Source organism: Streptomyces sp. NPDC026377, assembly GCF_055567715.1.
Genome location: NZ_JBVHPV010000006.1, coordinates 106,729 through 127,063 on the forward strand (window position 1 = coordinate 106,729; position 20,335 = coordinate 127,063).

Below are 20,335 nucleotides of genomic sequence, written 5' to 3' on the forward strand. Positions count from 1 at the left end.
GGACAGCACGAAGAAGGCCGCACCCGCAGAAGGGGCCGGCTCCACCGGCCCGCAGAACGGGGCCGGTACCGGTGCGCAGCATGCCACCGGTCACGTGACGGAGGTCCGATCAGATCGTGGTCAGCCGCGTCCCAGCGGACATGAAATCGCGCGGATGCCGTCAGCAGCCGAGCGCACACGAACTCTCGTACATAGTACCTGCTCCTCCGTGCTCCTCCCGACCGGCCTCGACGCGGCCCGCCCGGAACAGTTGATGCCCCGGCTGCGCAACGTCGGTCCCGAGGGCGATCTGTTCCTGCTCTTCCCCGCCGACTCCCCCGCCGTACGGGCCGCGACACACGCCCAGGACGACGAGCTCTCCGCCGTCCTGGAGATCACCGATGTGGCGCCGGTCTCCGTCCCCCACCGTATCCGGGGCCGCGCCTGGATCACCGGCTGGCTCACCCGCGTGCCCGGCCTGGCCCCGCCCGGCAGCATGACGCTGCGCCTGGAGGTGAACGAGGCGTACGTGGACGACCTGTGGGGCGCGAGCGCGGTGGAGCCCGGGGCGTTCGCCGCGGCCGAGCCCGATCCGCTGGTCCGGGAGGAGAGCGAGCTGCTCCAGCACCTCCACGCCCACCACGGGGAGCAGGTGCGGTCGCTGTGCGGGCTGGTGGCCCGGCTCGGACCCGAGGGGGACCGGGCCTTGGCCTCGGTCACACCGCTGGCGCTCGACCGGTTCGGGCTGCGGGTGCGGTTCCGGGACACCGCCGGGCACTGCTTCGACGCCCGGTTCGAGTTCCCGGAGCCGGTGACCGGCCTCGTCCAGCTGCGCCGGGCCATGCGGCGGCTGTTCGAAGCGGCGGCGGACTGACGGTACGCGGCGGCGGACGGGGTGGGGCGCGGGCGCCCGGGTGCCCGGGTGCCGCCGCAGGCGCCCGGGGTGGGGAGGCCCGGGCCGGGGACGCCCGGGGCGGGAAAACCCGGGGCAGGGGGGCCTACTCGCCCCGGCCGAGCCGCTCGCGGACCTTCTCGACCACGTCCGCGTACCGCGCCTCCGCGCCGTAGCGCGTGGGTTCGTAGTAGCGCCTGTCGGCGACCGCTTCCGGTGCGTACTGCTGGGCGGCGATCGCGCCCGGCACGTCGTGCGGGTACACATACCCCTGGGCGTGGCCGAGCTTGGCCGCGCCCTTGTAGTGGCCGTCGCGCAGATGCGGCGGGACCGGACCGGCCAGGCCCTTGCGGACGTCCTCCATCGCGGCGGCGATCGCGGTGGTCGCCGCGTTCGACTTGGGGGCCAGGGCCAGGGCGATGGTGGCGTGGCTGAGGGTGAGGGCCGCCTCGGGGAAGCCGATCATGGCGACCGCCTGGGCGGCGGCGACGGCCGTCGGCAGCGCCGTCGGGTCCGCGAGGCCGATGTCCTCGCTCGCGGAGATCATCAGCCGGCGGGCGATGAACCGCGGGTCCTCGCCCGCCTCGATCATCCGCGCCAGATAGTGCAGCGCCGCGTCCACGTCCGAGCCGCGGATGGACTTGATCAGGGCGCTCGCCACGTCGTAGTGCTGGTCGCCGTCCTTGTCGTATTTCACGGCCGCCCGGTCGACCGTCTCCTCGACGGTGCGGAGCGTGACCTCCCGCTCCTCCTGGGCCAGGGCCGAGCCCGCCGCCGCCTCCAGGGCGGTCAGCGCGCGCCGGGCGTCGCCGCCCGCGATCCGCAGCAGATGCGCCTCGGCGTCCTCGGCCAGGGTCACCGCGCCGCCGAGTCCGCGCTCCTCCTCGACCGCCCGGCGCAGCAGCGCGCGCAGGTCGTCGTCGGTGAGCGGCTCCAGGGTCAGCAGCAGGGAGCGGGAGAGCAGGGGGGAGATCACCGAGAAGTACGGATTCTCCGTGGTGGCGGCGATCAGCGTCACCCAGCGGTTCTCCACCGCCGGGAGCAGGGAGTCCTGCTGGGCCTTGGAGAAGCGGTGGATCTCGTCGAGGAAGAGGACGGTCTCCTTGCCGAAGCCGCCGATCGCCCGGCGGGCCCCGTCGATCACGGCCCGCACTTCCTTGACCCCCGCGGTGATCGCGGAGAGCTCGACGAACCGCTTGTTGGTCGCCTTGGACACCACGTACGCCAAAGTGGTCTTGCCGGTGCCGGGCGGGCCCCAGAGGATCACCGAGGAGGGCCCGGCGGGGCCGCCGCTCCCCTCCCCCACCAGGCGGCGCAGCGGCGAGCCGGGCTTCAGCAGATGCTGCTGGCCCACCACTTCGTCGAGGACGCGCGGGCGCATCCGGACGGCCAGAGGGCTGCCCGCCGGGTCTTTCTCCTGGCGGTCCTCTGCGGCTGCGGTGAACAGGTCGGGCTCCACGTCAAGAACCCTATGCCACCCCACTGACAATGCCGTCAGGACGGGGGAAACCCCAGCTCAGCGCCGGTTGAGCACCGGTCGGCCCCCGTCAGGCGCGTCAGCTGGTCCAGAAATCCCACCAGCGGGTCAGGATCAGCATCCCGATGATCCCGACGTGCACCACCGGCAGCACCCAGGTGAACTCCGACAGGAACGACTTCAGCCAGGTCGGCGCGGGCAGCAGGCCGCGGCGGATGTTGTGCGAGGTCACGTACCAGAACATGAAGATCGTGGCGACCCAGGCCAGGCTGCACCACAGGCACAGGGCGTTGATCCGGTACAGCGACTGGAACTGCAGCCAGGTGCAGAATCCGACCCCGAAGAGCGTGCCCGCGTTCAGCGTCAGCCAGTACCAGCGCCGGAAGCGGGCGCCCGCCAGCAGGCTCATGCCGACCGCGACGACGATCCCGTACGCCACCAGGCCCAGCATCGGGTTGGGGAAGCCGAAGGCCGACGCCTGGTCGCTCTTCATGATGTTGCCGCAGGAGACCACCGGGTTGAGGCTGCACCCGGGGGTGAAGTTCGGGTCCTCCAGCAGCTTGAACTTGTCGAGCGTGATGACCCAGGCCGCGAGCAGTCCGGCGGCTCCCGTGATCACCAGGAGCCACGCGAACGCGCGGCCGGCCCCGACGGTGCCCTCGGTGCTCACCTGCTCCCGGCCGAAGGAGACGTCGTCAACTGTTGTGGTCATATCGCCGTTCCGTCATTCCGTGGCTGCTGGGCACGGCCATTGTGCCGCAATCCATGGCCCGGCCACCGTTCGATGGGGATAAGGACGACGGCATCGGTGGCGCCGAGTCCGGCCCGCGGGGACCGGACTTGGCACTTCGCCCCGGCGTCATCCGTCAGGACGACGCCGTACGCACCGAGTTGACCCGGCCGTCAGACCAGGCGCGCGCGCACGGCCTCGACGGCGTCCGCGACGGGGACCGCGACCTGGTCGCCGGACTCCATGTCCTTGAGCTGCACCACGCCCTCGGCCAGGTCCCGCTCGCCCGCGACCAGGGTGAGGCGGGCGCCGGAGCGGTTGGCGTTCTTCATGGCGCCCTTGAGGCCCTTGCCGCCGAAGCTGAAGTCGGCCGCCACTCCGGACCGGCGCAGCTCGGTGACCACGCGGAACAGCACCCGCCGCGCCTCCTCGCCCAGCGGCACCGCGAACACGCTGGTCGCGGAGGGGATGTCGAGGGCGACGCCCTCGGCCTCCAGCGCCAGCACCGTACGGTCCACGCCCAGCGCCCAGCCCACCGACGGCAGCGCGGGGCCGCCGATCATCTCGGAGAGGCCGTCGTAGCGGCCACCGCCGCCGACCGCGGACTGCGAGCCCAGGCCGTCGTGGACGAACTCGAAGGTGGTGCGGGTGTAGTAGTCGAGGCCACGCACCAGCCGGGCGTCGTCCTCGTACGCCACGCCCTCGGCGGTCAGCAGCTCGCGGACCTCCTCGTGGTACGCCTTGCACGCGTCGCACAGGTAGTCGCGCAGCAGCGGCGCCCCCGCCAGCTGCTTCTGGACCGCGTCCCGCTTGTCGTCGAGGACGCGCAGCGGGTTGATCTCGGCCCGGCGCAGGGTGTCCTCGTCGAGGTCGAGGCCGCGCAGGAAGTCCTGGAGCGCGGCCCGGTAGACGGGACGGCACTCCTGGTCGCCCAGCGAGTTCAGCAGGATGCGGAAGTGGCGCAGGCCCAGTGAGCGGTAGGCGTCGTTCGCCAGGATGATCAGCTCGGCGTCGAGCGCCGGGTCCTCCGCGCCGATCGCCTCGGCGCCGACCTGCGAGAAGTGGCGGTAGCGGCCCTTCTGGGGGCGCTCGTAGCGGTAGTACGAGCCCGAGTACCAGAGCTTGACGGGCAGGTTGCCTGCCTTGTGGAGGTTGGCCTCCAGGGCGGCGCGCAGCACGGACGCGGTGCCCTCGGGGCGCAGGGCGAGGCGGTCGCCGCCCTTGGTCTCGAAGGCGTACATCTCCTTGGTCACGATGTCGGTGGACTCGCCGACACCGCGCGCGAACAGCTCGACGTTCTCGAAGCCCGGGGTCTCGATGTAGCCGTAGCCCGACCGCCGCAGGGGCGCCGCGATGGCCTCGCGCACCGCGAGGAAGCGGGCCGAGTCGGGCGGGAGCAGGTCGTAGGTGCCCTTGGGAGCCTGGAAGGTACTCATGGGGAAGCTTCTCGTCACATTCCTCGTCGGGGAGAGGCGATGCCCTCTCCCGGGCCGGCGGCCACCTGCCGCAGATACGGGTTGGTGGCGCGCTCCTGGCCGATGGTGGTCTGGGAGCCGTGGCCGGACAGCACCACGGTCGAGTCGTCGAGCGGCAGGCACACACGGCCCAGCGACTCGAGGAGCTCGGCGTGGCTGCCGCCGGGCAGGTCGGTGCGTCCGACGGAGCCGGCGAAGAGCAGGTCGCCCGAGAACAGGATCGGAGGGATGTCCTCCGCCTCGGGCAGCCCGAACGTCACCGACCCCTTGGTATGGCCGGGCGCGTGCGACACGGTGAGCTCCATCCCGGCGAGCTCCAGCTTCGCGCCGTCCGTCAGCTCCTTGACGTCGTCCGGTTCGCCGATGGTCAGCTCGCCCATGATCTGAGCGCCGAAGGAGCGGCCGAGGGCCTTCTCCGGGTCGCTCATCATGTACCGGTCCGAGGGGTGGATCCAGGCGGGAACGTCATGGGCGCCGCAGACCGGGACGACCGAGGCGCAGTGGTCGATGTGGCCGTGGGTGAGGACGACGGCGACGGGCTTGAGCCGATGCTTCCTGAGCGCGTCCTCGACTCCCTGGGCGGCCTGGTGGCCCGGGTCGATGATCACGCACTCCTCGCCTGCGGCGGGGGCGACCAGGTAGCAGTTGGTCCCCCAGGCCCCGGCGGGGAACCCGGCAATGAGCACGATCGTCCTCAGTTTCTCGTACGGCGGGTGGTTGCGGCTGTTCAGAGCCTACCGGCGCTGCTCCTGTCACAGCGAACCCATATACGGTACGGGCACAGTCCGCGCGTACACGCGTCCGTACGCCACTACACCGCACAAGGAGACCACCGGTGGTCAGCAGCGATCAGCGCCGGCGCCAGCTCGCCCGGGAGAAGTTCGAGCGTCAGCAGCGCCGCCGTGAGGAGGCCCGGCGCAAGGCCAAGCGCCGCAACACCGTCATCGCGGCCACCCTCGCGGTGGTCGTCGCGGCGGGCGGGGCGGCCTTCGCCACGGGATCCTTCGACGGCGACGACGACAAGAAGTCGGACGCCGCCTCCCCCTCCCGGACGCCGACGCCCCAGGCGAGCAAGGACTCGGCTCCGGAGCCGAAGATGGCGATCGACCAGAAGGCGTCGTACACGATGTCGCTGAAGACCAGCGCGGGCGACATCGCCTTCACGATGGCCGCGGCGAAGACCCCGCACACGGTCAACTCGTTCAAGTCCCTCGCCGACAAGGGTTACTTCGACAACACGAAGTGCCACCGTCTGACCACGCAGGGCATCTTCGTCCTCCAGTGCGGCGACCCCAAGGGCGACGGCACCGGCGGCCCCGGCTACACGCTCCCGGACGAGAATCTGACGGCCCTGGGCAAGGCGGGCGCGGAAGGTACGGTCACCTACCCGGCGGGCACCGTCGCGATGGCCAACACCGGCCAGCCGCACACCGGCGGCAGCCAGTTCTTCCTGGTCTACAAGGAGACCAAACTGCCCCCCACCTACACACCGTTCGCCACCATGGACGCCGCCGGGCTCAAGGCCGTCCAGGAGGTCGCGAAGGCGGGTGTGGCGGGAGGCGCCGGGGACGGTGCGCCCAAGACGGCCGTCACCATCGAGAAGGCCACCGTCAACAAGGACTGACCCGCGGAAGTCGGCCGCGCTGAGTGCGGACAGCCGGGCGGCCGGTCGCCTAGATTGGCGTTGTGCAGCGCGGTGACGAACGCGTTGTGGAGGACGGGCGAGGCCCGTCCCGGAAACTGTGGACGATGCCGTGGGGGCCCGATCCCTCGTAGAGGCATCATGTGGAGGAGGCGCTGTGAGCAGCGACCCGTGGGGCCGCGTCGACGAGACGGGCACCGTGTATGTGCGTACAGCCGAGGGCGAAGTGGTCGTCGGATCGTGGCAGGCGGGGACTCCCGAGGAGGCCCTGGCCTACTTCGAGCGCAAATACGAGGGCCTGGTTGTCGAGATCGGCCTCCTCGAGCGGCGGGTGAGGACCACCGACCTGTCGGCGAAGGACGCCCAGGCGGCGATCGACCACCTGCGCACCCAGGTGGACGAGCACCACGCGGTGGGTGACCTCGACGCGTTGCGGGGGCGGCTCGACAAGCTGGTCGAGACCGTCGAGTCGCGGCGCGAGGAGCGCAAGGCCCAGAAGGCCAAGCAGACCGACGAGGCCAAGCACGCCAAGGAGGCGCTGGTCGCCGAGGCCGAGGAGCTGGCGCAGAGCGAGCAGTGGCGCTCGGCCGGCGAGCGGCTGCGGGCCCTCGTGGACATCTGGAAGGGCCTGCCCCGGCTGGACCGGAAGTCCGACGACGAGCTGTGGCACCGCTTCTCGCACGCGCGCTCGGCGTTCTCCAAGCGGCGCAAGGCGCACTTCGCGTCGCTGGACGCGCAGCGCGAGGAGGCCCGCAAGGCCAAGGAGAAGCTGGTCGTCGAGGCCGAGTCGCTGTCCTCGTCCACGGACTGGGCCGCCACGGCGGCCCGCTACCGCGAGCTGATGGCCGACTGGAAGGCCGCGGGCCGTGCCCAGCGCGAGGCCGAGGACGAGCTGTGGAACCGCTTCCGCGGCGCCCAGGACGTCTTCTTCGCCGCGCGCGGGGAGGTCTTCGCGGAGCGTGACGCCGAGCAGACCGAGAACCTCAAGCTCAAGGAGGAGCTGGCGGTCGAGGCCGAGAAGCTCCTCCCGGTGACCGATCTGAAGGCGGCCCGCGCGGCCTTCCGCGGCATCAACGAGCGCTGGGAGGCCATCGGCCATGTGCCGCGCGACGCGCGTCCCAAGGTCGAGGGCCGGATGCACGCCGTGGAGCGGGCTCTGAAGGAGGCCGAGGAGTCGGAGTGGCGCCGCACCAACCCGGAGGCACGCGCGCGTGCCGCCGGGCTGACGGGCCAGCTCCAGGCCGCCGTCGACAAGCTGCGCGGCCAGATCGACGCGGCACGCGCGGCGGGCAACAACGCCAGGGCCGACAAGCTCGCCAAGGAGCTGGAGGGCCGCCAGGCCCTGCTCGACCAGGCTCTGAAGGGCCTGGAGGAGTTCGGCGGCTGAGCACCCGGCTCCCGCAAGGTGGACCGGCGCCCCTCGGGGGCGCGTGAACGAGGGCCCGGCCGTGGTGACACGGCCGGGCCCTCGGGCGCTACGGGGCCCCGTAACGGATTACGGGACGGGCTACGGGCGGCGGGCCGACGTCACCCGGTACACGTCGTACACGCCCTCCACGCCCCGCACCGCCTTCAGGACGTGGCCCAGGTGCTTGGGGTCGCCCATCTCGAAGGTGAAGCGGGAGGTGGCCACCCGGTCGCGGGAGGTCTGCACGGCCGCCGACAGGATGTTGACGTGCTGGTCGGACAGGACGCGGGTGACGTCCGACAGGAGCCGGGAGCGGTCGAGCGCCTCGACCTGGATGGCGACCAGGAAGACCGACGACTGCGTCGGGGCCCACTCGACCTCCAGGATCCGCTCCGGCTGCTGCGAGAGCGAGTCGACGTTGACGCAGTCCGCCCGGTGCACCGAGACACCGCTGCCGCGCGTCACGAAACCGATGATCGGGTCGCCGGGGACGGGCGTGCAGCACCGGGCCAGCTTGACCCACACGTCCTCGACGCCCTTGACCACCACGCCCGGGTCGGCGTTGGCCCGGCGCTTGCTACGTCCGCGCGAGGGCGGCGCCGACTCGGCGATGTCCTCGTTGGCCGCCTCCTCGCCGCCGAGCGCCTGCACCAGCTTCTGGACGACGCCCTGGGCCGCCACATGGCCCTCGCCGATCGCCGCGTACAGCGAGGAGATGTCGGGGTAGCGCATCTCGTGGGCGAGGGTGACCAGGGAGTCGCCGGTGAGGATCCGCTGGATCGGCAGGTTCTGCTTGCGCATGGCGCGCGCGATGGCGTCCTTGCCCTGCTCGATCGCCTCGTCGCGGCGCTCCTTGGAGAACCAGCCGCGGATCTTGTTGCGGGCGCGCGGCGACTTGACGAAGCCCAGCCAGTCGCGCGAGGGCCCGGCGCCGGCCGCCTTGGAGGTGAAGACCTCCACCAGGTCGCCGTTGTCCAGCGTCGATTCGAGCGGTACGAGCCGGCCGTTGACGCGTGCGCCTATGGTCCGGTGGCCGACCTCGGTGTGGACCGCGTACGCGAAGTCGACGGGCGTGGCACCCGCCGGGAGCGCTATGACATCGCCCTTGGGGGTGAAGACGAAGACCTCGTTGCGGGAGAGGTCGAAGCGCAGGGACTCCAGGAACTCGCTGGGGTCCTCGGTCTCCTTCTGCCAGTCGAGCAGCTGGCGCAGCCACGCCATGTCGTTGATGTGGTCGTCCTTGCCGGCCTTCTTCGGCACGTCGGTGCGCACCTTGGAGGCACCGGCGACGGCCTCCTGCTTGTACTTCCAGTGCGCGGCGATGCCGTACTCGGCGCGGCGGTGCATGTCGAACGTACGGATCTGGAGCTCGACGGGCTTGCCGTTGGGGCCGATGACCGTGGTGTGCAGCGACTGGTACATGTTGAACTTGGGCATCGCGATGTAGTCCTTGAACCGCCCCGGAACCGGGTTCCAGCGGGCGTGGACCGTGCCCAGCGCCGCGTAGCAGTCGCGGACGGTGTCCACCAGGACGCGGATGCCCACCAGGTCGTAGATCTCCGCGAAGTCACGGCCGCGGACGATCATCTTCTGGTAGACGCTGTAGTAGTGCTTGGGGCGGCCGGTGACGGTCGCCTTGATGCGGGCGGCGCGCAGGTCGGACTGGACCTCGTCGGTCACTATGGCGAGGTACTCGTCGCGCTTGGGCGCGCGCTCGGCCACCAGCCGCACGATCTCGTCGTACATCTTGGGGTAGAGGATCGCGAAGGCGAGGTCCTCCAGTTCCCACTTGATGGTGTTCATGCCCAGGCGGTGGGCGAGCGGAGCGTAGATCTCCAGGGTCTCGCGGGCCTTCTTCTCCTGCTTCTCCCGCTTGAGGTAGCGCATGGTGCGCATGTTGTGCAGGCGGTCCGCGAGCTTGATGACCAGGACGCGCGGGTCCTTGGCCATGGCGACGACCATCTTGCGCACGGTCTCGGCCTGGGCGGCGTCGCCGAACTGGACCCGGTCGAGCTTGGTGACGCCGTCGACGAGCAGGGCCACCTGGTCGCCGAAGTCGCGGCGCAGGGTGTCCAGGCCGTACTCGGTGTCCTCGACGGTGTCGTGGAGCAGCCCGGCCATCAGGGTCGCCGGGTCCATGCCCAGCTCGGCCAGGATGGTGGTGACGGCGAGCGGATGCGTGATGTACGGGTCGCCGCTCTTGCGCTTCTGGCCGCGGTGCCAGCGCTCGGCGACCTGGTAGGCCGTCTCGACCTGGCGCAGCGTGGCGCTCTCGATCTTCGGGTCGTTGCCGCGCACTATCCGCAGCAGCGGTTCGAGGACCGGGTTGTACGCGGAGGTGCGCTGCACACCGAGGCGGGCGAGCCGGGCGCGGACACGGTTGGAGGAGCCGCCGCCGGAGCGGGCCGGCGGGCTCGCGGGGGGCGTGGCCTTGGGGGCCGGGGCCGCCGCGCGCCGGGGCGTCTGCGGGGCGGCCGGCTCGGGCTCCGCCGCGGGCTGCTGGGGCGCGGCGGGGGCCGCCGTGGGCTGCTCGGCCCGCTGGTCGGGCCGCTCGGCGGAGAGTGGCTGGGCCTCGTCTGGCAAGAGCGCTCCTCTGGAATCTCCCCGGACGGAGTCTGGGGGAGGATCCGGGTCCCCCGGTCAGGCCCGGAAGCCCATGGTATCGATCCTGGGCGGCCGGTTCGTGTCGGGCGGGTGTGACCGGCTGTAGCCGGGGCGCCGCCTCACCGGGGAGAGGCCGCCGTCCCGGGGCGGGAGGGGCGCCCGGTGCGTCCTGCCGGACCGGCCCTCATCAGGCACATCCTCGTCAACGCGGAAGGCGGGCGCCGGATTCCCCGGCGCCCGCCTCCTGATGTCCGCGGCTCTTGCTCAGAGCGTGATGAGAGCCTCCAGCGGGGCCCCGCGCAAGGCGGGTTCCAGCCGCTCGCGCCCGCCCAGGAAGCCGAGCTCCATCAGGACCGCCACACCTGCCACCTCGGCCCCGGCCCGCCGGATGAGCTCCAGCGAGGCCTCGGCCGTGCCACCGGTCGCCAGGACGTCGTCGATGACCATGACGCGGTCGCCCGCGGCCAGGTCCTCGGCGTGCACCTCGATCTCGGCCGTGCCGTACTCCAGCTCGTACGCCTGGGAGAGCGTGGCTCCGGGGAGCTTGCCCGCCTTGCGTACGGGGATGAAGCCGATCCCGGCGCGGACCGCGGCCGGGGCCGCCAGGATGAAGCCGCGCGCCTCCAGGCCGACGATCTTCGTCGCGCCGTGGCGTACGCACAGCTCGGCGAGGGCGTCGGTCAGGGCCGTGAAGGCAGCCGGGTCCGCGAGCAGCGGCGTGATGTCCTTGAACAGCACACCGGGCTTGGGGTAGTCCGGCACGTCACGGATGCGGCTGAGCAGCAGCTCCTGGGTGGAGACCGTCATCGGCGCTTCCCCCGGTTGTTGCGGGAGGGCTGGCGGCGCTGGCCGACGACCGCGCCGGCGGCCGCGGTCGCGTCCTCCGCGTCCTCGCCGCCGTCCTGCGGCTCACCGTCACGGGGCTCCTCGGTCTCGCCCTTGGCCGCGGCGGCGGCCCGCTTGGCGAGCACCCGCTTCTTGAGGGCCTTCATCTGCGGGTCGCGCTCCTTGAGGTCCGCGACCAGCGGGGTGGCGATGAAGATCGACGAGTACGCGCCGGCCGCGAGGCCGACGAAGAGCGACAGCGAGATGTCGTTCAGCATGCCGGCGCCGAGGACGCCGCCACCGATGAACAGCAGGCCCGCCACCGGGAGCAGCGCGACGACCGTGGTGTTGATGGAGCGCACCAGGGTGCCGTTGAGGCTCTTGTTGGCCATCTCGCTGTAGGTGAGCCTGGTCTGCTTGGTGATGCCCCGCTGGCCCTCCTTGAGACCGTCGAAGACGACGACGGTGTCGTAGAGCGAGTAACCGAGGATGGTGAGCAGACCGATCACGGTGCCCGGGGTGACCTCGAAGCCGACCAGCGCGTAGATACCGACGGTGATCGTGATGTCGTGGATCAGCGCGACCAGGGCCGCGAGCGCCATGCGCCACTCGAAGGCGATCGCCAGATAGATCACCACGAGGATCATGAACACGATCAGACCGGTCCACGCCTTGTTGGCGATCTGGTCGCCCCAGCTGGGACCGACGAGGTCGGCGTTGATGTCCTCGGCGGGGACCTTGAGCTCCTTGGAGAGCTCGGTCTTGATCGTGTCCGACTTCGCGGTGTCGATACCGCTGATCTGGATGCGCAGGCCCTTGTTGCCGAGCTTCTGCACGATCGCGTCGTGGCCGGAGGCGCGCTCCGCGACCTCCTCCGCCTGGGCGACCGAGGCGGAGGTCTTCGGGGTGGTGAAGACCGCGCCGCCCTCGAACTCGATACCCATCGTCAGACCCCGCACCGCCAGGCCCAGGATGGCCGTGATGGTGATCAGGATCGAGATGCCGTACCAGATCTTCCGCTTGCCGACGAAGTCGTAGCCGACCTCACCGCGGTAGAGCCGGGCGCCGAGATGACCGAGTCGCGACATCTCACGCCTCCTTCGGGTCGGTGGGGGCGGCGGGGGTGCGGCGGGAGCGGCGCAGCGGCGGCCTGGCGCCCAGACGCTGCGGATCCAGACCGGACCACGGGTGGCCGCCGGCGAAGAACTGCTTGCGCGCCAGGAGCGTCATCACCGGCTTGGTGAAGAGGAACACCACGACGATGTCGAGCAGGGTGGTCAGGCCCAGCGTGAACGCGAAGCCCTGGACCTTGCCGACGGTCACGATGAAGAGCACCGCGGCGGCGAGGAACGACACGAAGTCGGAGACCATGATCGTGCGCCGGGCGCGGGGCCAGGCCCGCTCGACGGCCGGACGCAGGGTGCGGCCCTCGCGGATCTCGTCCCGGATCCGTTCGAAGTACACGATGAACGAGTCCGCCGTGATGCCGATGGCGACGATGGCACCGCAGACCGCGGGCAGGTTCAGCGCGAAGTTGATGGCCGGACCGAGCAGCGCCATGATCACGTACGTGAGCACCGCGGAGACCACGAGGCTCAGGATGGCGACCAGCGCCAGGCCCCGGTAGTACAGCACCAGGTAGATGATGACCAGCCCCAGGCCGATGGCGCCGGCGATCAGACCGGCGTGCAGCTGGTCGGCGCCGAGGGCGGCGGTGACGGTGGTGACGCTCTGCTCCTCGAAGGAGAGCGGCAGGGCGCCGTACGACAGCACGTTCGCCAGGTCGTTGGCGGAGCGCTGGTTGAAGCTGCCGGAGATCTCGGCGCTGCCGCTGAGCGTCTGGCTCACCGACGGGGCGGAGACGACCTGGTTGTCCAGCGCGATGGCGAACTGGTTCTGCGGGGACTGCTGCTTCGACAGCTTGCCGGTGATCGACTGGAACTTCTTCGAGCCCTTGCCCGTGAAGTCCATCTGCACGATCCACATGCCGCGCTGCTGGTCGATGACGGCCTTGGCCTTCTTGACGTCCGTGCCCTCGATCTCGGAGGGGCCCAGGATGTACTTGGCCTCACCGGTCTGGTCGCAGGCCGCGATGGTGTCCGTGGCCTTGCTGCCGAAGGCGGCCTTGGCGCGCGACTCCTTGGTGGAGCAGTCGAGTGCCTCGAACTGCTTCTGGAGCTTGGCCACGGCGGCCGCGTCGCCCGTGGGCGGTACGGGGGGCGTCGCGCCCGGCGTCGCGCCCGGCGTCGTACCCGGCTTGGGGGGCGTCGAGGGGATGCCCGGCGTGGTCCTCGGGGAGGGCTTGCCGTCCGCCTTGAGGGCGTCGGTGAGGGCGCGGCCCTGCGGCGTCGACTTCGCGCTCGGCTTGGCCGACGGCGTCGAGGACGGCTTGTTCTTGTCGCCGTTCTTGCCCGCCTTGTCCGAGCTCTTGCTGGCCGAGGGGCTCGGCGAGCCACTGGGCTGGGGCTTGGCGGGAGTGCCGGCGGCGACCGTCAGGACGGGCCGGAAGTACAGCTTGGCGGTGGTGCCGACCTGCTGGCGGGCCTGCTCCGAGTTCGTCCCCTTGGGGATGTTGACGATGATGTTGCGATCGCCCTGGGTCTGGACCTCGGCCTCGGAGACACCCAGACCGTTGACACGGCGGTTCATGATCGAGACCGCGGTGTCCATGTTGTTCTTGTTGATCGCCTTTTCCTGGCCGGGCTCGGCCTTCGCCCTGAGCGTGATGCTCGTACCGCCGGCGAGGTCGATGCCCAGGCGGGGCGTGTTGTGCCCGGAGGCGAACATGCCGCCCGCGAGGGCCACCATGGCGATCAGGAACAGGGCCAGGGTGCGCCCCGGCCTGCCCTGGGCCCCCGCCGGCCTTCGGCCCTTCTTCGGTGCTGCCACCTTGTCGTTTCTCCCTGTCCAACCGCCCGCGCCGGGTGTGCGCCTGGGCGGCCACGAAGTGTTGTGGGGACGTCCCCCGTGGAAGTCGTCACCCTCGGCGGGACCGGCGGGCGCGCGAGGGCGCCCGCCGGTCCCCGAGAGCGGCTACTTCGCGTCCGACCCGCCGTCTGCCTTGCCGTCCTTGGGCGCGGCGGCGTCGTCCGCCTCGTCCTTCTTGCCCAGGTCGATCTTGTCCGCCGGGGCGGCCTCGGCCGCGTCGGCCGGGTGCTCGGCGGTCCCGGTCAGCGACGAGGCGTCGTCCGGCACGACCGGGAGGTCGGCGGCCTCGTCCGTCTCGCCGTGCACGATGCGGTTGTACTCCTCGTCGGAGAGGACCGCACCGATCGCGTTCTTCGCGTAGACGGCGTGGACGCCCGGCGCCACCTCCAGATGGACCGTGTCGTCGCCGATCTCCTTCACGGTGGCGTACATGCCACCGATGGTGCGGACGCCGGTGCCGGGCTGGATGTCGTTCCGCATGGCGGCGGCCTGCTGCTGCTTCCTCTTCGCGGAGCGGGTCATGAGGAACATGGCCCCGATGAGGATGATGAAGGGGAGAAGGGTCACGGGATTCACGGGACGAACTTCCTTCGCACGACCGCGCAAGGAGTGCGGCCTGATCTGGGGGTGGGTATGCCGACCGGCAAATACGAGGACGGCATCGGCGGAGTCTAAGCGAGTCCGCACAGCTGGAACAACGCCCAGCATCCCACCCGGGTTCCTCCCCGTGCACCCACCCGCGCCGTCACGGCCCGAAGAGCCCCTGTTGTCCGCTTCCCGGCACGCCGCCCTGGCCCTGCTGGGGCGGGACGAGGCCCAGGTGGGCCCAGGCGGCGGGGGTGGCCACCCGCCCGCGCGGGGTGCGCGCCAGCAACCCTTCCCGTACGAGGAAGGGCTCGGCCACCTCCTCGACGGTCTCGCGCTCCTCCCCCACCGCGACCGCCAGCGTGGACAGGCCGACCGGGCCGCCGCCGAACAGTTTCAGCAGGGCCTGGAGCACCGCCCGGTCGAGGCGGTCCAGGCCGCGGCCGTCCACCTCGTACACCCCCAGGGCCGCAGCGGCGATCTCGCGGGTGATCACGCCGTCGGCCTTCACCTGCGCGTAGTCCCTGACGCGGCGCAGCAGGCGGTTGGCGATACGGGGCGTGCCGCGCGAGCGGCCGGCGATCTCGGCCGCTCCCGCCGGGTCGATCTCCACGTCGAGCAGCCGGGCCGAGCGGTGGATCACTCGCTCCAGCTCGGCCGGCTCGTAGAACTCCATGTGGCCGGTGAAGCCGAAGCGGTCGCGCAGCGGGGGCGGCAGCAGCCCCGCGCGCGTGGTGGCGCCGACCAGGGTGAAGGGGGGCAGCTCCAGCGGGATGGCGGTGGCGCCGGGGCCCTTGCCGACGATCACGTCGACCCGGAAGTCCTCCATCGCCATGTAGAGCATCTCCTCGGCGGGCCGCGACATCCGGTGGATCTCGTCGAGGAAGAGGACCTCGCCCTCCTGGAGGGAGGAGAGGATCGCGGCGAGGTCGCCCGCGTGCTGGATGGCCGGGCCGCTGGTGATGCGGATGGGGGCGCCCATCTCGGCCGCGATGATCATCGAGAGCGTGGTCTTGCCGAGGCCGGGGGCGCCGGAGAGCAGCACGTGGTCGGCGGTGGCGCCGCGGGCGCGGGCGGCCCGCAGCACCAGGTCGAGCTGTTCGCGGACCTTCTCCTGGCCGACGAACTCCTCCAGGTCCTTGGGCCGCAGGGCGGCCTCGACGGCCTGGTCCTCGCCGTCGGCCACCGAACCGACCAGCCTCGGGTCGGCGGCGTCGGCTTCGGATCCGGTCTCGTCCCAGTTCATCAGTGCGGTTCTCTCGTCGGGTCGGGCGGCGTCGGGCAGGGCGGGGAACGGGCCGCTCAGCGGGCCCGGTTGAGGGTCTGGAGCGCGGCCTTCAGCAGGGCCCCGATGTTCGGCGACTCGGCGGCCTCGGCCTGGGGGGCCACGGCGGTGACCGCCTCGTCGGCCTCGCGGGTGGCGTACCCGAGGCCGATCAGGGCGGCGTGCAGCTGGTCGCGCCAGCCCGCCGTGACGGGGGCACCGACGGCCGGGGCGCTGCCGACGGGCGCGCCGAGCCGGTCCTTCAGCTCGATGAGGAGCTTCTGGGCGCCCTTCTTGCCGATGCCCGGCACGGCCGTGAGCGCCTTCTCGTCGCCGGAGGCGAAGGCCCGGCGCAGCGCGTCCGGGGTGTGCACCGACAGGACGGCCTGGGCGAGGCGGGGGCCCACCCCGTTGGCGGTCTGGAGCAGCTCGAAGACCTGCTTCTCGTCGTCGTCCGCGAAGCCGTACAACGTCAGTGAGTCCTCGCGGACGACCAACGACGTGGCGAGCTTGGCCTGTTGGCCGAGGCGCAGGGTGGCCAGGGTGTTGGGCGTGCACTGCAGGGCCATGCCGACACCGCCGACCTCGACCACCGCGGCGTCGGGGGCGAGGGCGGCGACCGGGCCGCTGACGAAGGCGATCATCGCGTGACCTTCTTTACGGGGAGGTGGGCACGGCGGGCCTGCTCGTGCGCCTGTTGCAGACGGTTGACGGCGGGGGCGCGCCAGATGTGGCAGATGGCGAGGGCCAGCGCGTCCGCCGCGTCGGCCGGTTTCGGCGGGGCGTCCAGCCGCAGGAGGCGGGTCACCATCGCCCCGACCTGGGCCTTGTCGGCCCGGCCGCTGCCGGTGACGGCGGCCTTGACCTCGCTGGGGGTGTGCAGGGCGACCGGGATGCCGCGCCGGGAGGCGCAGAGCATGGCGACGGCGCTGGCCTGGGCGGTGCCCATCACCGTCCGCACGTTGTGCTGACTGAACACCCGCTCCACGGCGACGAATTCGGGCCGGTGCTCGTCCAGCCACTGCTCGATGCCCTGCTCGATGGCGACCAGGCGGTGGCCGAGCTCCGCGTCGGCGGGCGTGCGGACCACGCCGACGCCGAGCATCGCCAGCGGGCGGCCCGCCACGCCCTCGACGACACCGACGCCGCACCGGGTCAGCCCCGGGTCCACGCCCAGTACCCGCACGCGCCCTCCCCTCGGTGATCCTTGACCCTCGGTGATCTTTGACTCGGCTGCCAGGCTATCCGCTGCCACTGACAACGGCGGCGGGCCGGTGGGATGTGTCCCACCGGCCCGCCGGAAAACGCCCGCGCGGCGCCGTGTTACGCGTCGACCTTCTCCATGACCTCGTCGGAGACGTCGAAGTTGGCGAAGACGTTCTGCACGTCGTCGCTGTCCTCCAGCGCGTCGATCAGCTTGAAGATCTTGCGCGCGCCCTCCTCGTCCAGCTCGACCTGCATGGTCGGGACGAAGTTGGCCTCGGCGGAGTCGTAGTCGATGCCGTTCTCCTGGAGCGCGGTGCGCACCGCGACCAGGTCGGTGGCCTCGGAGATGATCTCGAAGGACTCGCCGAGGTCGTTGACCTCCTCGGCACCCGCGTCCAGGACGGCGCCCAGGACGTCGTCCTCGGTGAGCTCGCCCTTGGGCAGGACGACGACGCCCTTGCGGTTGAAGAGGTACGAGACGGAGCCCGGGTCGGCCATCGAGCCGCCGTTGCGGGTCATGGCGACGCGCACGTCCGAGGCGGCACGGTTGCGGTTGTCGGTGAGGCACTCGATGAGCACCGCGACACCGTTGGGGCCGTAACCCTCGTACATGATCGTCTCGTAGTCGGCGCCGCCCGCCTCGAGACCGGCGCCGCGCTTGAGCGCGGAGTCGATGTTCTTGTTGGGCACCGACTGCTTCTTCGCCTTCTGCACGGCGTCGAAGAGGGTCGGGTTGCCGTCGATGTCGGCGCCCCCGGTGCGGGCCGCGACCTCGATGTTCTTGATCAGCTTCGCGAAGAGTTTGCCGCGCTTGGCGTCGATCACGGCCTTCTTGTGCTTCGTCGTAGCCCATTTAGAGTGGCCGGACATCTGCCTGTCTCCTTCGCGTAACCAATTCTGCGTCGTTCGCCAGAGATCCTACCGGGAGCCGGTCACCGGGCGGCGCGCACCATGTCGACGAAGAGGGCGTGCATCCGGTGGTCGCCGGTGAGTTCGGGGTGGAACGACGTCGCCAGCGCGCTGCCCTGGCGGACGGCGACGATGTGTCCGCCGTGCTCGGCGAGGACCTCGGCCCGCACGCCCACCGACTCCACCCAGGGCGCCCGGATGAAGACGCCCTCGACGGGGCCGACTCCGTTGACCTCGACGGTGGCCTCGAAGGACTCGTTCTGCCGTCCGAAGGCGTTGCGGCGCACGATCATGTCGATGCCGCCGATCGTCTCCTGGCCCGAACGCGGGTCGAGGATCTTGTCGGCGAGCATGATCAGGCCGGCGCAGGTGCCGTAGACGGGCATGCCGTCGGCCACGCGCGCGCGCAGCGGCTCCATCAGCCCGAACAGGACCGCGAGCTTGGAGATGGTGGTGGACTCGCCGCCGGGGATGACGAGACCGTCCACCTCGGCGAGCTCCTCGGGGCGCCGGACCGGCCTGGCCACGGCGTCCGCCGCGGCCAGGGCGATCAGGTGCTCCCGTACGTCGCCCTGGAGTGCCAGGACGCCGATGACGGGTGTACTGCTCATGTCCTTCGGTACCTGTGCCTTACCAGCCGCGGTTGGCGTAGCGCTCGGCCTCGGGGAGGGTGTCGCAGTTGATGCCGACCATGGCCTCGCCCAGGTTGCGGGAGGCGTCCGCGATGATCTTCGGGTCGTCGTAGAAGGTGGTGGCCTTCACGATGGCGGCGGCGCGCTTGGCGGGGTCGCCCGACTTGAAGATGCCGGAGCCGACGAAGACGCCCTCGGCGCCCAGCTGGCGCATCAGCGCGGCGTCGGCGGGGGTCGCCACACCACCGGCGGAGAAGAGGACGACCGGCAGCTTGCCCAGCTCCGAGACCTCCTTGACGAGCTCGTACGGGGCGCGCAGCTCCTTGGCGGCGGCGAACAGCTCGTTGTTGTCGAAGCCGCGCAGCCTGGCGATCTCGTTCTTGATCTGGCGCAGGTGACGGACGGCCTCGACGACGTTGCCGGTGCCGGCCTCGCCCTTGGAGCGGATCATGGCCGCACCCTCGGCGATACGGCGCAGCGCCTCGCCCAGGTTGGTGGCGCCGCAGACGAAGGGGGTGGTGAAGGCCCACTTGTCGGAGTGGTTGACCTCGTCGGCCGGGGTGAGGACCTCGGACTCGTCGATGTAGTCGACGCCGAGCGACTGCAGGACCTGGGCCTCGACGAAGTGGCCGATACGGGACTTGGCCATGACCGGGATGGAGACCGCCTCGATGATCTCCTCGATCATGTTGGGGTCGGACATCCGGGCGACGCCGCCGTCCTTGCGGATGTCGGCCGGGACCCGCTCCAGGGCCATGACGGCCACGGCGCCCGCGTCCTCGGCGATCTTCGCCTGCTCGGCGTTGACCACGTCCATGATCACACCGCCCTTGAGCTGCTCGGCCATGCCGCGCTTCACGCGCGCGGTGCCGGTCTCGGGGTTCTGGACGCTGTTGGGGAGGGTGCTGGACACGGGACCTCGCTGGGGTGGAGAAGGGGTTTCCTGCTGGCGTTTCCTGCCGGGTTTCCTACTGCACCAGAGCGTCGCCCGCCGGACCAGTCCACAGCAAGGGCCAATGTGGAGCCGGTGGATCGTTTTGGCCTGGTCGGGGGTGGGGGTGGGGGCGGTCGCGGCCGCTGTGACCTGCCCCGGTCGCGGTGTGGTGCCCCGGTCGCGAGGCGGTGTGGTGCCCCGGCGGGTGCGGTGGGCCCGGTCGTGGCCAGGAGCTAGGAGCCCGGGCGGTCCGCGAGCGCGGTCGGAGGCTCGTCGTCCATCTCGAAGGCGAGCGGGAACGGGGCGTGGCCGGCCAGCCGGAACCAGCGGACCTTGCGGTGCCTGCGCAGGGCGCGAGCCGCGCGTACGGAGTCGTTGTGGAAGCGGCGGGCCATGGGGACCCGGCGTACGGCCTGGGCCAGCTCCTCCGCCGCGTCCACGCCGCCGGGGGCCTCCCGGACCACGTCGACCTGGGCGGGCTCGCCGAAGACGGCCCGCAGCGCCTGGCTCAGCTCGCTCTCGGCGACCTCCCGCTGCTCCTCCTCGGCCTGGCGGGCCGCGTGGGCGGCCTCGTACAGCACGATGGAGGCCGCCGGGTCCAGGACGCCGGAGGTGGCCAGTTCCTGGGTGACCGAGGCGCGGCGCAGCAACTGGGCGTCGAGGGCGGCGCGGGCGGCGTCGATACGGGCGTGCAGGCGGTCGAGGCGGCCGGCGGTCCAGCTGAGGTAGAGGCCGGTGGCGAGGAGGGCCACGGCGATCCAGATGAGGGTTACGGTCACGGGCGGCAAGGCTACCGGGCGCCTGGGGCGCCTCTTTGCCTGAAGCGTCCGGGGGTGGGTGGGGGT

Annotated in this window: 19 protein-coding genes; 3 read left to right on the top strand and 16 right to left on the bottom strand. The window is 71.3% G+C overall.

What is annotated here, in order from left to right; genetic code table 11:
* Positions 1-154 precede the first annotated feature (154 nt).
* The gene (locus ACZ4MU_RS15035) at positions 155-853 is read left to right on the top strand and encodes a DUF2470 domain-containing protein (RefSeq protein WP_467876352.1); all 699 of its coding nucleotides are present in this window, start codon (positions 155-157) and stop codon (positions 851-853) included.
* Between the two features lie 124 nt (positions 854-977).
* Here the strand turns inward: ACZ4MU_RS15035 and ACZ4MU_RS15040 are convergent, their stop codons facing one another.
* The 4 genes from ACZ4MU_RS15040 to ACZ4MU_RS15055 all read right to left on the bottom strand — a co-directional run bounded on the left by ACZ4MU_RS15040 (position 978) and on the right by ACZ4MU_RS15055 (position 5,239).
* The gene (locus tag ACZ4MU_RS15040) at positions 978-2,330 is read right to left on the bottom strand and encodes a replication-associated recombination protein A (RefSeq protein ID WP_467875750.1); all 1,353 of its coding nucleotides are present in this window, start codon (positions 2,328-2,330) and stop codon (positions 978-980) included.
* 97 nt (positions 2,331-2,427) lie between these two features.
* Positions 2,428-3,060, bottom strand: a complete 633-nt coding sequence (locus ACZ4MU_RS15045; RefSeq protein ID WP_467875752.1) for a vitamin K epoxide reductase family protein — start codon at positions 3,058-3,060, stop codon at positions 2,428-2,430.
* Positions 3,061-3,251: 191 nt separating this feature from the next.
* Positions 3,252-4,514: a histidine--tRNA ligase gene (hisS, locus tag ACZ4MU_RS15050; RefSeq protein ID WP_467875755.1), complete on the bottom strand. Its 1,263-nt coding sequence runs from the start codon at positions 4,512-4,514 to the stop codon at positions 3,252-3,254.
* Between the two features lie 14 nt (positions 4,515-4,528).
* Entirely contained in the window at positions 4,529-5,239 is a 711-nt protein-coding gene (locus ACZ4MU_RS15055; protein ID WP_467875757.1) for an MBL fold metallo-hydrolase, read from the bottom strand.
* A gap of 149 nt (positions 5,240-5,388) precedes the next feature.
* Between ACZ4MU_RS15055 and ACZ4MU_RS15060 the strand changes: the two genes are divergently transcribed.
* Positions 5,389-6,177 carry a peptidylprolyl isomerase gene (locus tag ACZ4MU_RS15060; RefSeq protein ID WP_467875760.1) on the top strand — a complete coding sequence of 263 codons (789 nt, stop codon included), beginning with the start codon at positions 5,389-5,391 and terminating at the stop codon, positions 6,175-6,177.
* 175 nt (positions 6,178-6,352) lie between these two features.
* On the top strand, positions 6,353-7,582 hold the full coding sequence (locus tag ACZ4MU_RS15065; RefSeq protein ID WP_467875762.1) for a DUF349 domain-containing protein: 1,230 nt from the start codon (positions 6,353-6,355) through the stop codon (positions 7,580-7,582).
* A gap of 120 nt (positions 7,583-7,702) precedes the next feature.
* Here the strand turns inward: ACZ4MU_RS15065 and ACZ4MU_RS15070 are convergent, their stop codons facing one another.
* From ACZ4MU_RS15070 to ACZ4MU_RS15125, 12 genes are all read right to left on the bottom strand, one after another.
* Complete coding sequence (locus tag ACZ4MU_RS15070; protein ID WP_467875764.1) at positions 7,703-10,186, bottom strand: RelA/SpoT family protein; 2,484 nt, start codon at positions 10,184-10,186, stop codon at positions 7,703-7,705.
* A 285-nt stretch (positions 10,187-10,471) separates the two neighbouring features.
* Positions 10,472-11,014: an adenine phosphoribosyltransferase gene (locus tag ACZ4MU_RS15075; protein WP_467875767.1), complete on the bottom strand. Its 543-nt coding sequence runs from the start codon at positions 11,012-11,014 to the stop codon at positions 10,472-10,474.
* A complete protein-coding gene (gene secF / locus ACZ4MU_RS15080) occupies positions 11,011-12,120 on the bottom strand; it encodes a protein translocase subunit SecF (RefSeq protein WP_467875770.1) in 1,110 nt (369 codons plus the stop codon). Before secF ends, ACZ4MU_RS15075 begins: the two co-directional genes overlap by 4 nt.
* Before the next feature lies 1 nt (position 12,121).
* Positions 12,122-13,921 carry a protein translocase subunit SecD gene (gene secD, locus ACZ4MU_RS15085; protein ID WP_467875773.1) on the bottom strand — a complete coding sequence of 600 codons (1,800 nt, stop codon included), beginning with the start codon at positions 13,919-13,921 and terminating at the stop codon, positions 12,122-12,124.
* Between the two features lie 144 nt (positions 13,922-14,065).
* Entirely contained in the window at positions 14,066-14,536 is a 471-nt protein-coding gene (gene yajC, locus ACZ4MU_RS15090) for a preprotein translocase subunit YajC (protein WP_467875776.1), read from the bottom strand.
* A 169-nt stretch (positions 14,537-14,705) separates the two neighbouring features.
* Positions 14,706-15,791 (bottom strand): Holliday junction branch migration DNA helicase RuvB, encoded by a 1,086-nt coding sequence (gene ruvB / locus ACZ4MU_RS15095; RefSeq protein ID WP_467875779.1) that lies wholly within the window; start codon positions 15,789-15,791, stop codon positions 14,706-14,708.
* Positions 15,792-15,847: 56 nt separating this feature from the next.
* Entirely contained in the window at positions 15,848-16,453 is a 606-nt protein-coding gene (ruvA, locus tag ACZ4MU_RS15100; RefSeq protein ID WP_467875782.1) for a Holliday junction branch migration protein RuvA, read from the bottom strand.
* A complete protein-coding gene (ruvC, locus tag ACZ4MU_RS15105) occupies positions 16,450-16,995 on the bottom strand; it encodes a crossover junction endodeoxyribonuclease RuvC (RefSeq protein WP_467875784.1) in 546 nt (181 codons plus the stop codon). Before ruvC ends, ruvA begins: the two co-directional genes overlap by 4 nt.
* Before the next feature lie 137 nt (positions 16,996-17,132).
* Positions 17,133-17,885 (bottom strand): YebC/PmpR family DNA-binding transcriptional regulator, encoded by a 753-nt coding sequence (locus ACZ4MU_RS15110; RefSeq protein WP_406554627.1) that lies wholly within the window; start codon positions 17,883-17,885, stop codon positions 17,133-17,135.
* Positions 17,886-17,947: 62 nt separating this feature from the next.
* Positions 17,948-18,535: a pyridoxal 5'-phosphate synthase glutaminase subunit PdxT gene (gene pdxT, locus ACZ4MU_RS15115; protein ID WP_467875788.1), complete on the bottom strand. Its 588-nt coding sequence runs from the start codon at positions 18,533-18,535 to the stop codon at positions 17,948-17,950.
* A 19-nt stretch (positions 18,536-18,554) separates the two neighbouring features.
* A complete protein-coding gene (pdxS, locus tag ACZ4MU_RS15120) occupies positions 18,555-19,469 on the bottom strand; it encodes a pyridoxal 5'-phosphate synthase lyase subunit PdxS (RefSeq protein WP_467875791.1) in 915 nt (304 codons plus the stop codon).
* Positions 19,470-19,723: 254 nt separating this feature from the next.
* The gene (locus tag ACZ4MU_RS15125; protein ID WP_467875794.1) at positions 19,724-20,269 is read right to left on the bottom strand and encodes a hypothetical protein; all 546 of its coding nucleotides are present in this window, start codon (positions 20,267-20,269) and stop codon (positions 19,724-19,726) included.
* Between the last annotated feature and the right edge of the window lie 66 nt (positions 20,270-20,335).